Source organism: Chryseobacterium sp. OSA05B, assembly GCF_019970065.1.
Lineage (GTDB): Bacteria > Bacteroidota > Bacteroidia > Flavobacteriales > Weeksellaceae > Chryseobacterium.
This window is the reverse complement of sequence record NZ_JAHXYH010000009.1, coordinates 76,963-91,395: the sequence shown is the minus strand read 5'-3', so window position 1 is coordinate 91,395 and position 14,433 is coordinate 76,963. Positions and strand designations below refer to the sequence as shown.

Below are 14,433 nucleotides of genomic sequence, written 5' to 3'. Positions count from 1 at the left end.
TTCCTGTTCTCAGAAAACAGAACAGAAAAAAAGTGAATTGAAAAATGAACAGACTAAAGTAAAAAAGGACTTAATTCCAGATAAAGATGATAAAGTTTATCAGGGAACTGTCAATTTAATTACTCAGAAAGACATTGATGAATTTGGGAAAAACAATTATACTTTTATTAATGGAAGTATGAATATTTGTGATATAAATTCTTCCGAATATTCTAAAGAAGAAATCAATCTAGATGCTTTAAAAAGTATCAAGATTATTAATGGTGGACTGCTTATTACAAGATTAGAAAATCTAAAATCTGTCAGGGGATTGGAAAATCTTGAAAAGGTGAACGGAGATTTTGTTCTATCCGGCTGTGGATTAAATTCAATCAGTACATTTGAAAAATTAGCGACCATAAGTGGTGACTTAGTTTTTGGAAATAATGATTTTAATGATGTAAAGCTTACTGCAATAACCGGATTTAATCATTTAACCGAGGTCAATAGTATCTTTATTTCGGGAAATTCGGGATTACAAAAGCTGGATGCTTTTCACAAAATAGAGAAGACCGGAACCATTCAGATTATGAACACCAGCCTTGAGAAAGTGGACAATTTTATAAATCTGAAAAATGTAAAAAACTTCTCGGTGGAATATTCATCGCCTTTAAAGGAAATTAATCTGGAAAAACTTGAAACCGTAAGCGGTTTATTCGCATTGAACGAAAATACGTACTACAATGGAAAAATTAGTATGCCCAACATCAAAAAAATAAATCACCTCTTTATTGTAGATAATAACGGGTTAGAAAATTACTGTGATTTTTCAAGTGCAATTAAACAAAATAAGATAGACACACTGTCTGCTGGCGGCAATAAAATAAACATGACAAAAGAGCAGATACTTGCAAAATGCAAATAAGGAAACGAGTAGTGCTGGCTCCCTGGTAATTACAATCATCAAAGTCATGTTCATTATTCTTGAGTATTTGTAATGTGTTAACCCATAGAGTTTTATTGTCTCATCATGATCCCGTGTTTTCCCCCTGAATTCAATCGTAGAAATACGACAATTTTCTAAAAAAGGGCTAATTCATTTGCCTGTGATTTTTTTATGTGATAAATTTCCACTACCAAACCACAGAAAAAACTTATGAAAAAAGCCGCATTAATCCGGAGCTGCCAATGATAAGCAGTTAGGCAGAGCTTACTCTTAAAAAGGCTCTGACAGAACCATCTCAGAACAATCAAACTGTACTTGCAACGGAGACCGATGCGGAGTACTGATTATTCATATGAGTCGAATGGTCTCATTTCTAACAAGGAAGAAATTCCTGTTCACATCCACACTACCGAAAAAAAGTATACCATGTTTCAAGAAGAAAAGAATCTGTCCAAGAAGGGACTAGATTCAGCTAAAATAGACATAGCAGACAATATCCAGGAAGTTGCAAAAATTAAAGATTCTAAAAAGGCCATATCACAGATCAAAACAGTAAGTGATACGGCGCAAAGTTTTATGAATCAGCCTCTTTTGCAAAATTCACCGACTGTTATAGAAAATAAAGTATGGGCAAAGCAGCCGACCTCCAATATCTTCAATGCCCAGGCCATACCTGAAAGTGCTGTTGCAGGAATAAACAGAGTGGTCAAACTTGAAATTTTTGTCGAAGGAAAACCAATCAAATTTTTCAAGCATTTTAAGCTGACCCAAAGTGCCGTTAAACATCATCAGTTTGATCTTACCCTGGCTCACGATACCTTAGGGAGCGCTGAAAACCATAATCTGGAAGAAGCCCAAAGCTTTCTGGGAAAAAGAATCACTGTGGTCTTCAAATACAAAGATGTAGAGGAGGGTCCTGAAAGAAATTTCGTCGGAGTCATTACCGAAGTAGGATTCGATCAGGATAACGGAAGCCTTGGAAATGTTATCCTTACAGGCTATAGCCCAACGATTCTGCTGGATTCCGCTCCGCATACGCAGAGTTTTGGAGGTAAGCAGGAAATAAGTCTTAATAATATTGCAGATCAGGTCATCAAAGAAGGTTTAGGCGCCAGTAAATTCGATGTCCGGGTAGATGCACAGTATGGGAATATTTCTTACAGTTCCCAGTATCACGAAACCCATTACAATTATTTGTCAAGAATGGCAGAAGCTTATGGCGAACAGTTCTTTTATGATGGTGAAGTGTTGCATTTCGGAAAACTGCCTCCTCAGCAAAAACCGGTAAAGCTTACCTACGGAAGCAATGTAGCTGATGTGAAAATCAAAATGTTAGCCCAACACGTAAAGCCTACGTTCTATGGCTATAACAGCAGTAAAAACGAAAAACTGACCGCAGGAGCTTCAAAAATCAGTCATACTTCAGATATTGCGAGACGTGCTTACGAAATTTCAGAAAAGACATTCATCACTCCATCATTAAGTATAGCCCCTATAAAAGCTTCAAAAGTGATGGATATCGATGTGTCCCAAAAAGGGGCTGCCGGAAGCAACTCAGTGGACGTATTCACCACTTCCGGAACCACTTCTGTACCCTTTTTATACCCGGGCTGTACTGCTGACATCGAAATGCGTAAACCGGACTCCAATGAGACCTCTTATTTTACAAAACTCATGATGACGGAAGTACGGCATGAAGTAGATGCAAGAGGCTATTATACAGGATCTTTTGATGCCATAGCTGCGGATACGGGATTTATGCCGAGACCTCAGTTCCATTATCCAAAAGCGGAACCCCAGTTTGCCAAGATTATTTCCAATACGGATCCACTCAATCAGGGAAGGGTACAGGTACAGTTTGACTGGCAAAACGGTCCCGATACCACAGAATTTATCCGTGTCATGACTCCCGATGGAGGAAGCAGTGATAAAGTAAGTAAAAACCGTGGATTTATGGCCATTCCGGAAGTGGATGATCAAATTATGGTCAATTTTGTTCACCAGCATCCCGACCGTCCTTTTGTCATGGGCGGAATGTTTCACGGTGGTGCCGGAGGCGGCGGCGGTCAGGGCAATAATATCAAAAGCCTCAGCAGTAAAAGCGGACATATCGTAAGCCTTGATGATGCCGGTGCGATCACCATCAAAGACAAATCAGGCGGAAACATCATAACGGTAGACGGAACCAATACAATTTCCGCCGTAGCCAGTAAGAAAATTTCTTTGGACAACGGAAAATCCTCTATTGTGATTGAGGATGAAACCATTACCATTCATGCTAAAAACATACATGTTGTAGGGGATACCATCGTTTCTGTGGGAAGCGGAAAAGCTGGTGTAGAACTGAGTTCGAAAGAAAATGTGGCAGCCATAAGCGGAGTGACGGTCACTGCATCCGGAAGTAAAGAAGTCCAGATCACTGGAAAAGAAACCAGCATCAGCGGAGCCAAGGTTTCAATGAATGGAGATGGGGAAACTATCATTACAGGAGGTTTGGTTAAACTGAATTCTTAACTATGGAAACATCTTCAATAGCACAGGAATATTATAAACTCCGAGATCTGTGGTCTGCTGCCGAAAAAAATAAGTCATGGAAACTGGCCGTTTGGGTAGCACAGTATGCAGATGTGGAGATTATCGATAAGTTTATGCAGATCGAGCAGTCTCCTGTGGGAGAAGCCAATGATATTTTTTTTCGTTTCGAAACCGAATACAATGGCAACAGGGAATGGTTTGAAGAACACTTATGGAATGAATTTCTCACCTGGTTTGTGCCCCATCCGGAAAAAGATAAAGACCTTCACCGGGCCCTTTGGGAAAACAATATGATCAGCGAAGCTTTTGTTCCGGATGATATGTTGCCTCCCAATATATCCAGTCTCTTTAGCGAGCTGGAACGCCTCAAGATGAGTATAACGGATCAGAGCGAAGATTTTTGTTTCTGTCTGTATTTTCCTCTTTCAGCTCATAGCAAGGAAAATATAGCCCACTGGTTTCAGCAGGTCATCGAAACGGTTCCGGATAATCTCCGCCTAGTAACCATGGATCTTGCGGAAGAAAGACGTGTGGAGCTGCAGGGTAAAAAGAACGGCGAGTCTCTTTATTATTATCTGCATCCAAAGCTCAAAATGGCAGAGGCTATTAAAAACGAGATGTACAAAGCAAGTGACAGCTATAATACGGTAGATCCGGATGCCAGATTCAGAAAGCAGGTCATTGTGGTCATGGATTCTACCACGAAGAAAATACAGAACCGTACAGATGTAGAAGTAAAACGTCTTTTAAATATCACAGACGAAATTGGAACGGTATCTTCTAAAATAGCAGGTTTACTTGTCGCATCACAGGCTTATTTTGCCATACAGAACACAAAAAAAAGCGAAGAATATACAGATAAAGCCCTTGAAGAGTCTTCAAAAGCGATGCAGGAAGATGATGCTACTGGATATCCGGTCTGGAAATCGTGCATGCTTTTAAAAGCCGCATTATTATATGGAAACAAAAAAACGGATGCAGCCTTAGTGATTTATGAGGAGCTATCGGAAAAAGCCTCCGAACGTCAGGATGTCTATTACATCATGGAGGCCAACAGGCTTATCGCTCATATTTATTACGAAAAAAATAATGTACAGAAAGCCTTTGAAAATGTCCTGTTTTCTTTGTCGGCAGGAGCATATTTAGATATCCGTGTAAGAAGACAGTCTACTTTTTTACATGCGGCTTTTATGGCACTTTATTTAGGCGGACAAATCAAAACACCCGCAGAAGTAAACGAAATAAAACTGCAGTTGGCAGATTGGTTAGGTGATGACTGGGAAATTTTATTAGCGCAGGCTGGAGTGGATTCAGCATCGTTAAAAATGGACCAGTCTGTTTGGAAAAAGCAATTATCAAAACTTAAAAACTAACCTATGTCTGATTTAATAGGAAAAGTAGCCACATCACCCGCCCCGCGAAGAGGCTTTGGTGAGCTTTTTGGAGAAGCCAAAAACAAACTGGATCATTTGCAGAAAGACATGGCCAGTATTTTGCCTGCCATGCCCGGAATGCCGGTTGGGAAATATTTTGATCTCGCGATCGGGATCGATTTCCATGAAACCATTTTTCCGCCAATGCCTTTGTTGCCGGTACCTCATATCGGGATGGTTTTCGATATTATGAGCGCCATCATGAATGCCATTTCAAGCGTTTTACCCGAACCTCCGGCTCCTCCGGCAGATGGCTCTGAGCCGCCAACAAGTTTAGCTTCCGTTTGTACAGCTATCGTCAATGGAATGAAGCCATCGGTTCAGGTTCACGGGCAATGGGTAGCTAATGCAGGTACGGGAATTCAGCATTTACCCGGGATCTTTTTACATATTCCGTTTCCGATCGTAAAACCTATTGCAAGTTCTGAAATGTTTTTGGGAAGCAGTACCGTTTTAGCAGATGGCGGGCCGTGCAGTACCCAGTTTCACCTGGCTTTATCATGTAACCTGATTGGGATTCCTGCACCGTTCCGTATTACAAAGCCAAAACCAAAGGTTGCTTTAATGGCACCTACCTCCATGCTGCTGATCATCACTTCAGCCGGAAAACCTGTTTTAGCAGGTGGTCCGCCGACTATTGATCTTTTCCAGCTGGCCATGAGTCTTGGTTTAAAAGGAATGGGAAAATTATGGAAAAAAGCAGGCAACAAATTACAGGATTTCATCCACAGAATTGAACCCAATAAACCTAAGCTGGCAAAAGTTTTACAGCCGGTAAAATGCCGCCTGTTCGGTGAACCTGTAGACGCCGCTACCGGAAGAGTATATTCTACAAACACCGATATTGAGTTATCCGGACCTATCCCATTTGTATGGCAGCGTACTTATTACAGTGACGCTGAGGTAAACGGGCCACTGGGCTTTAACTGGCATCACAGCTACAATATGGGGATTTTTGATCTTCAGAATGATTTTGCTTCTGTGCGTTTGTCAGACGGACGGGAAACTGTAGTTCCGTTGATAGGTTTAGGCGAAAAATATTTTAGCAGAAAAGAACAGTTAACCTTTAGTAAAGATGAAAAAGGCTATGTATTAACGGACTCCAATAAATTACAGTACAGATTCAACGGAGCATTGAATCAGGAAGGCTACAGAATGCTTTCTTCAATAACCACTGCAGATGGATTTACAATAAGTTTTGATTATCATTCCAACGGATGTTTAAAAAAGATAACAGACAGTACAGGCAAAATCATAAAGGTAGAAACCGATTCTGATCATCGCATTACCCGCCTCTATACCATTGCTGAAAACCGGGAGATCACCTATATTCAATACAGCTATGACGACCTGGGAAATATGGTACACAATAAAGACGTGATAGGAGCAGAAAAACATTTCCGCTATCAGGGGCATTTATTGGTTCAGCTGACCAACCAGACCGGACAGAATTTTTATTGGGAATACGAAGGAGCAGGTGATGATGCAAAATGTATTCATACCTGGGGTGATGGCGGAGTACTGGAATATTTTACAGAGTATCATCCTGGACACACCATTACTAAAAACAGTTTAGGTTTCACATCAGAATACTTTTATGATGAGAGCAAACTGATCTATAAAATAATAGACGAAAACGGAGGCGTTACCCATCAGAAATACAATCAGTATCAGGAGCTTGAATTAATAATCAATGCGGAAGGTTTCACTCAGAAATACCTGTACAATGAAAATGGTTTACTAAAAACAATTGAAAACGAAAATAACGGGCAGAGTCAGTTTCAATATGATGATGCATTCAATTTAGTTAAAATAACAAGTCCGGGAGGTGCAGAAATAGAATGGACCTATGACGAATTCAACCGGATTATTCAAAAGAAGCTTCCTTCCGGAGAAAAGTTGTATTATCAATATAAAGATAAGCACCTCAGAAAAATCACTGACGACAAAAACCGCGCGGTTCATTTTTTCTATGACCAGTCACATCAGGTGGTACAGATGATTTATCCCAATGAAACTTACAGCAAATGGGATTATGATGAATTGGGAAATGTGATAAGTGAGCGTGATCCAAGAGGAAATGTAACGTTCTTTCAATATGATGATGCCGGAAATGTGATCTACTTAAAAGAATCCGACGGAAACGAGCATTATTTCGAATATGATACCTCGTATAATATTATTCATGCGAAGGATGACTTACATGATGTGAGGTTCAGATATGGCAGTTTAGGGATTTTACTGAGCCGGACACAGAACAATCGTACAGTAAAATTCAGATATGATACTGAATTGCAGTTAAAAAGCATCAGTAATGAAAAAGGTGAAGTATATCGCTTTGCGCTGGACGGAGTAGGTGATGTGATCAGTGAATGGGGATTTGACGGATTGCACCGTCAGTACGAACGCGATGCGGTAGGCAGAGTGAAAAAAGTAGTCCGCCCGGATAACCGCTGGACAGAATATGACTATGACGGCATTGGAAATATCATTGCCGAACAGCACAGTGACCTTTCATTCACCGGATACAGCTATAATAAAGACGGATTTTTAATCGGTGGATTAAACCAGGATATCAGCATAAAAATACAGCGTGGAAAAGATGGCCGTATTATTAAGGAACAGCAGGGCCAGCATTGGGTCAGTAAAACGGCTGATAAACAAAATGATTCCTTACTGACCGAAAGTTCATTAGGAGCCTATATTACCAGCCAGTATAATCATTTCGGACAGCTCAATACCATGGAAAGTGGAAGCTGGAAAGCGCAATGGCAATATGATGCCACGGGGTTGGAAATACAACGGGATCTTACCGGCGGGATCAGCCAGATCACTGAGCATGACCAACAGGGACGGGTGATTCGTCGCAGCATCAACAGTCATAATGTGGAGAAAAACCGTACCCGGTACATGTGGGGAACGGCGAATCGCTTACTGAAAACCGTCAATGAAATCACAGGAACCAGTGCCAGTTTCAATTATGACGCGTGGGATAATCTGGTAAGTGGTACCTATCAAAGTGGTAAGGAGACGGATACCATTTATAAAGCTCCGGACGCTATCGGTAACCTTTTTGAAACTCCTAACCAAACTGACCGAAGCTATGGACCGGGTGGAAAACTGTTGACAGATATACGGTATAATTATTACTACGATGCAGAAGGAAACCTGATTTTTAAAGAATTCAGGAAAAGCACCCAACAGGCAGCTATTTCTTCTTCCCCTGTAGAGCATAAATACGGAATCAGCCTGATGGGAAGCGGCGTTGGCTGGCAGTATGAATGGAAAGGAAACGGAATGCTTGCCAAAGTGATATTGCCACAGGGCGGAGAAGTAAGTTTTTCATATGATCCTCTGGGAAGGCGTATTGCCAAGCAGTATAAAAATAGAGTGACCCGCTGGGTATGGGATGGAAATGTCCCTTTACATGAATGGCAGTATGAAGGGGAATTCCCGCCAAAGCTGAGTATTGATGAAGAAAATAATGTAGAGGAAGCTTCTGAATCTGCAGAAAATGTAATAACTTGGCTGTATCAGGAGGGAAGCTTCGTTCCTTGCGGGAAAATTGTTGGAGAGGAGGAGTTTAGCATTATCAGTGATTATCTCGGAACACCTACGCATGCCTATGATCAGGAGGGTATTCTTGTCTGGGAAAGGGAACTGAATGTATATGGTTCTCTGCGAAAAGGGGATAATGAATTTGTTCCGTTTTTGTATCAGGGACAGTATGTTGATAGAGAAACAGGATTGGCTTATAATCGTTTTCGGTATTATGATAATGAGAGTGGGAATTACTTAAGCCAGGACCCGATTGGGTTGAATGGAGGTTTGTCTTTATACTCTTACGTTAAAAATAGTAATTCTATAATAGATTCATTTGGGCTTAATGATATAGAATGGGTTGATCCTTCCAAATTAAACTATTCTCAGGCGTATGTTTCTGAAAACGTAAATGAGTATGTTAGAGATATGAAAAACGGTGACTGGGATTGGGAGCGATCAGGACCATTAAATGTTACGGATGTTGATGGGCAGCTTTTATCATTGGATAATAGAAGATTATTGGCAGCTCAGGAAGCTGGAGTAAAGAGTGTACCTATTAGAAAGGTAGATTTAAAAGATCCATTGCCTAAACCTGCTACCGGAGGAACCTATGGTAGTAATTTAAAGAAAAAATTGAATTCTAAACCTAAAGGATCAGATGTTCCAAGAGTACAATTACCTAATAACGGAACGCCGAATAAACCACAGATTGTCCCTAAGAGCCACTAGATATTTAATAAACAATAATTTAATAATGAGTAATGTTTTACAAGAGCACTGGAGCCTCTTAGAATTAGTTGGAATAGATTCAATGGTTTTTTCAGATGGGAGGATTAAAATAATTGATATTTTTTCTAAAGAGAATAAGGAAATAGTAAACACCTTTGGGAAGGAATATTATTTGAGTATGGTAAGAGAAACGGATCTGAATGAAATTGTAGAAAAATACGATGATGATATTTGGTCCAATTGTCAGATCAATGATCAGATTATAATAGATAATAAGTTCGTTTTCGTTTGTGGTGAGGGGGAAATGGGGAATGAAGGTTTTATAGTGAAACTTGATATGGATGGGACTATGATTTGGTCACTTTATAGTACAACATCAAATCCCTTTCTTAAATTTATTTGTTACAATGGACAATTGCAAGTGGTTTCATCCGCCGGATTTGCTGTTGTAGTAGATGTATCCACAGATAATATATCAATAGAAAATAATCTGTCATAAACAACAAGCTGTGCAAAGTCCAACTCTGCACAGCTTATTTTTTACCAAAAAGATTATCTTTACCGGATTCCAATGAATCCATAATAATGAAACAATTTTACATTCTGATCACCGGTTTTCTGATGTTTACAGGGATCAATACCAATGGGCAGTCTGACAGCGTCAAAAACTATGTAGTGAGCGCGCTTGATGTCATGAAGGCCAAATCGGTCAACAAACACCGGATCAACTGGGACTCTCTTTATACGGATTCCCGCAAAAAAGCAGAATCTCTTCATACGATTAGAGAGACCTATCCACTTATTAAAAATATATTGGGTGCTCTGAAAGATGCCCATTCCAATTTCTTTCCGCCAGAAATGGTTAAGGCCTATACATTAGGTTACAGAGCTACCGGGCAGGAATTTCCTGTTATTGAAACAAAAATGACGGAAAACCAGATCGCTTATATCAAACTTCCCGGAATTGCCTGTTATCATTTTGCAGAATGGGATGAGTTTGTCAACACATTTTATAAAAAAATTGAAAAGCTGAATGCACAGAACCCAAAAGGGTGGATTCTGGATCTCAGAGACAACGGCGGAGGAATGTTTTATCCCATGTTTGCTGCTCTGTCACCAATGCTGGATAAGAAAAATGTGATTGGAACCATAGATTCAGAAGGTAAATATGCGTTTTATGATTATGACGGCAAAGGAAACCTGTATGAGGGTAAACAGCTTGCCCATCATTTTAACATCAAAAAATTTCCTCAGCGCATTACGAAGCCAATTGTCGTAATGGTCAACAAAAAAACGTCAAGTTCTGGCGAATTCTGTACGGTTGCGTTTGCCGGACAAAAAAATACAATGATTATCGGGCAGAATACAATGGGACTGACCTCCGGAAATCAGGAATACAAGCTTTCCGATGGAGCATTTCTTATTTTAACGATAGGAAATATCGTAGACCGTAACAAAAAAGAATATGCCAAAGTAGGTGAGGGATTTACTCCAAATATACTGCTGGAAGACCTTTCAGATGATAGATATATGATCACGGCATCTGAGATATTGTTAAAAAAGTAATCTTTAAATTTTTATGGAGCGTTTCTGCGCGAAGTCGAAGACTTCGCGCAGAAACGTTTACATTTTAAATTTCTAATGAATCAGCTGTTTAAAAGAAAAATCAGGCTGTCTCATTTCAATTTCGTTTGTGTTTGAGGCAAGTTGTGCTTCACGGGCATAGATGAACATTTCAGTTTCATAGCTTGTAATAGCAGTTTCCAATGAATCATAGGACGCATTAGTGAGCTTTTCAGATAGGATTAATGCATCCAACAAACCGGTATTCACACCCTGACCTGCAAAAGGAGGCATCAGATGAGCTGCATCTCCGATAAGCGTTATAGGTAGAGGACGGTTATCATTCCACGGTTGGTCCAATGGAAATTTTCTGGTCGGAAGACAGCTAAATGAAAATGTAGAGCGGAATAAGTTTTTGAACCCATCATCCCAGTCAGAAAATCTTTCCAAAAGAAATGTACGGATGAGGCTCGTATCCTGAAAGTAAGATTCATTATGAACAGACCATTCTTCAGGCCTTTTAAAAATGACCCCGTAGGTCAGCATTCCATTGTTGTTGGGATTAGCCACTAATAAATTACCTTCATAAGCAGCCATCAGCCTTTTACCACTACATAATTGATAAAATTCCGGACATTCTGTTTCGGGCTGAGGAATATCTCCCTGGATGATCATAGTTCCGGTATCTTCTACCTGTATGTTCGTAAGATAAGATCTTACCTGAGACATTCCGCCGTTCGCTCCAATAACCAGATCTGCAGTTTCCTGAATTCCGTTTTCAAAATGCAGCAGCCACTTTCCATCCAGAGCTTCAAGTCCGGTGCATTTTCGGTCCCAGATTACCGTATTGCTGGTTAAACTTTCTAATAACATATTCCTCAAAACATTTCTATTGATTTCAGGATTGTCATATTGATTTTTGGGAGTAGCCTGTTTCGTAAACAAGGTTTCTCCTTTTTCATCAGTCATAATGATCCCCATCGGTAGTGCCAGTGTATAGTAACTGTCCAGCAGTCCTGCTTTTTTCATAGCTTCCTGACCTGAACCTTTATGAAGATCCAATGTGCCGCCCCAGATTCTGGCTTGTGGATCTTGATCTCTTTCGTAAACGGTAACGTCTGCACCATTTTGTTGTAATAATCTGGCTAATGTGAGACCAGCGGGTCCCCCACCGATAATTGCTGTTTTTTTATTCTTAAGTAACATAATTTTTTGTATTGTTTAATATCAATACAAAATTGAGGGTCATTTTAGAAATAAAATAACTACATTAGACTTAAAAATAGCCGTAAAAGACTTTATGGAAATAGATGATCAGACCATTCCGGGTGTTCTTCAAAAGCTTGCCCATGTATTAGGAACAGCAATAAAAAACAGAAAATTAGAAATCCCTTCCGAATTTGGAAACGGGTACTGTATCGGATTTGTCTTCAATCCGCAAATGAGGATGCTGATCAGTAACTATGAGCTTAATAATGATATTGTAATTGAGAATACGGAGCGGAATACTGACAAAAAGGTCATATTTTTTAAGTTTCAGAACATTTTTCCAAAAACCGAATCATTATCTGCGGGAAAGTACCCCAGGGAAATACCTTCTGTTTTAATTGCAACCAGCCGCATCAATACCGATAAAATTATTTCCATCCATTCCAATACATCTACTATTAATATTGAAGTAGAAGCAGATTATCTGAGTCAATTGTTTAATGTATCAGACCAGTCAACGGTTTTACAGAGCCTCCTGCAAAATAACAAACCTTATCTTTTTGAGCAGATTATTTATCCTTCTTTGCAGAAAGTGGTAGATGAAATGGTATCAGAATCGGTTGGTGAAACTTTCGAACTGTTTTTTATGAGGATCAAAGCGGAGGAAATGATCTGTAGATTGCTGATGGAGCTGGAAAAGCGGGAGGAAAAACACATATATGCCCTGAACAGTCACGACATAGAAATCCTTTACAAAATAAGGGATCAGATCCTTGACCATCTCGATATTCCTCCTGTTATCGGTGAGCTGGCAGCTGATGCCGGAATGAGCCCCACAAAATTGAAACGACTGTTTAAGCAGGTTTTCGGTGACAGCATATTCAGCTATTACCAGGAATTCAGGATGAAAGAAGCTGCTCTTCTGCTGCAAGACAAGAAATATTCTGTTTCAGAAGTCGGCTATAAACTTGGTTTTACCAACCTGAGCCATTTTTCAAAAATATTCAAAGAACATGTGGGAGTGAATCCGAAACAGTATGCGATGATGCAGTGATTATTTCAATGAGTTGTAAAAATGAGTTGCAGTAATATGGGTAGCTATGTTTTTAATGAATTCATCTTTTACATAAAAAAAACTTGTTGTATTTCTAAAAATAAATGAATAATAATTGGTCTTTAGTTTTTTAAAAGTAACTAATGACTGATCTATTTCTTTTTTCAGTTGATTCTTATCTACCTGATCAAGTATGATGAACTGATTAAACTTCTTCTCCTCAACACTTGAAATGTAATCGCAGGAATAAATCATACCCAATAGCGAAGCATAGGCATCATTGATCTTACCCAACTGCCTGTATGATGTTGAGATGGATAACAGTAAATCTTCAACATGACTGCACACCCGCGATTCATCCGAAAGCGGAAAATCAAAAACAGCTTTCTTATAATATTCAATGGCTTTATTGTAATCCTGTCTGGAAAAATAATAATCTCCCAAAGTATGGGCAGACACATGTTTAAGACCATAAATGTCAGTGTTCTCAGCACCATCTTCCAGGAGTTCTTTTGGGAATTTGAGTTTCAGAAAATAATTAAACATGGCAGATTGATTGCCCAAACTGTCTCGCTTAATTCCTTTTTCATAGCTTTCAGTGTTTTTTAAAAATTCTTTGTCATTACTGAAGGGACCGCTTTCCCTGAGACGTTTTACGTAGGAATAGATGTTATGGCCATCAGAGGAATGGGCGAACGGATATTTTTCTAAAAAAGCAGTGAATTCCTCTTCTTTTTCCTGTTTAATTTTCTCTACTACTTTCTTCCCTGAAATTTCTCCATCCGCCAGACTTAATTTAAAAGCATAGATAATAATGCCCTCACTTCCAAAACTAACAGCGTACATCCAGTCATCATCACCACGAATAAACGAAACATCTGCAGGGCTGACTACCTTATACTCGTTTGGCAGTTCAGTATAAGTGCTTTCTGCCTTAGGATGATCGACTAATAATGACTTAAAGATTTTTGTTTTTCCTATGCTTCTCCAATTATTCAGAAAGGCATCTACATATTCTTTCATGTCATCATTGGGCTTTTTAGTAACACCTGATCGAAGAGCTGAAATATCTACTTTATCTTTATCATAAGTATACACTGCAGGAAATAGATCCAGATTGCTGTTTCCTTTATCTAAAAATATTGCAATACCGGTAACATCTTTGGTAAGATGTCTGGAATTTATTTTTTTAGCCGTTTTAAAATGGGTTACCAGATCCTCAAGATATTTAAAGTTGGAACTTTTGCCATAATTTTTTAAAGCAGTATCCAGTTTAGGTTCATAATCTGAAAATACTTTTTGTTGTGCTTCTGCGGTAAAACAGGTTAAAAGCATCAGTATGATGAATAATTGTTTCATGGGTTACATTTTTATTACTTTCGATTTTTGAAGAAAGTATTTGGTATGCTGTGTTTTCATAGTAAACATAAGGATTAAAAATT

At 39.2% G+C, this 14,433-nt stretch carries 9 protein-coding genes; 7 read left to right on the top strand and 2 right to left on the bottom strand.

The window, feature by feature from the left end:
• Positions 1-37 precede the first annotated feature (37 nt).
• The 6 genes from LC419_RS22720 (at position 38) to LC419_RS22695 (ending at position 10,731) form a co-directional block, all read left to right on the top strand.
• The gene (locus LC419_RS22720) at positions 38-904 is read left to right on the top strand and encodes a hypothetical protein (RefSeq protein ID WP_223609502.1); all 867 of its coding nucleotides are present in this window, start codon (positions 38-40) and stop codon (positions 902-904) included.
• A 447-nt stretch (positions 905-1,351) separates the two neighbouring features.
• The gene (locus LC419_RS22715) at positions 1,352-3,439 is read left to right on the top strand and encodes a type VI secretion system Vgr family protein (RefSeq protein ID WP_223609501.1); all 2,088 of its coding nucleotides are present in this window, start codon (positions 1,352-1,354) and stop codon (positions 3,437-3,439) included.
• Positions 3,440-3,441: 2 nt separating this feature from the next.
• The gene (locus tag LC419_RS22710) at positions 3,442-4,833 is read left to right on the top strand and encodes a hypothetical protein (RefSeq protein ID WP_223609500.1); all 1,392 of its coding nucleotides are present in this window, start codon (positions 3,442-3,444) and stop codon (positions 4,831-4,833) included.
• Between the two features lie 3 nt (positions 4,834-4,836).
• Entirely contained in the window at positions 4,837-9,165 is a 4,329-nt protein-coding gene (locus LC419_RS22705) for a DUF6531 domain-containing protein (protein ID WP_223609499.1), read from the top strand.
• 25 nt (positions 9,166-9,190) lie between these two features.
• On the top strand, positions 9,191-9,664 hold the full coding sequence (locus LC419_RS22700) for a hypothetical protein (protein ID WP_223609498.1): 474 nt from the start codon (positions 9,191-9,193) through the stop codon (positions 9,662-9,664).
• An 86-nt stretch (positions 9,665-9,750) separates the two neighbouring features.
• Complete coding sequence (locus LC419_RS22695) at positions 9,751-10,731, top strand: S41 family peptidase (protein ID WP_223609497.1); 981 nt, start codon at positions 9,751-9,753, stop codon at positions 10,729-10,731.
• A gap of 72 nt (positions 10,732-10,803) precedes the next feature.
• Here the strand turns inward: LC419_RS22695 and LC419_RS22690 are convergent, their stop codons facing one another.
• Complete coding sequence (locus LC419_RS22690) at positions 10,804-11,934, bottom strand: NAD(P)/FAD-dependent oxidoreductase (RefSeq protein ID WP_223609496.1); 1,131 nt, start codon at positions 11,932-11,934, stop codon at positions 10,804-10,806.
• Positions 11,935-12,028: 94 nt separating this feature from the next.
• Between LC419_RS22690 and LC419_RS22685 the strand changes: the two genes are divergently transcribed.
• On the top strand, positions 12,029-12,991 hold the full coding sequence (locus LC419_RS22685) for an AraC family transcriptional regulator (RefSeq protein ID WP_223609495.1): 963 nt from the start codon (positions 12,029-12,031) through the stop codon (positions 12,989-12,991).
• On the opposite strand, the gene LC419_RS22680 is transcribed toward LC419_RS22685, so the two are convergent.
• Positions 12,992-14,350 (bottom strand): tol-pal system YbgF family protein, encoded by a 1,359-nt coding sequence (locus LC419_RS22680; RefSeq protein WP_223609494.1) that lies wholly within the window; start codon positions 14,348-14,350, stop codon positions 12,992-12,994. It lies immediately after the preceding gene.
• Positions 14,351-14,433 lie beyond the last annotated feature (83 nt).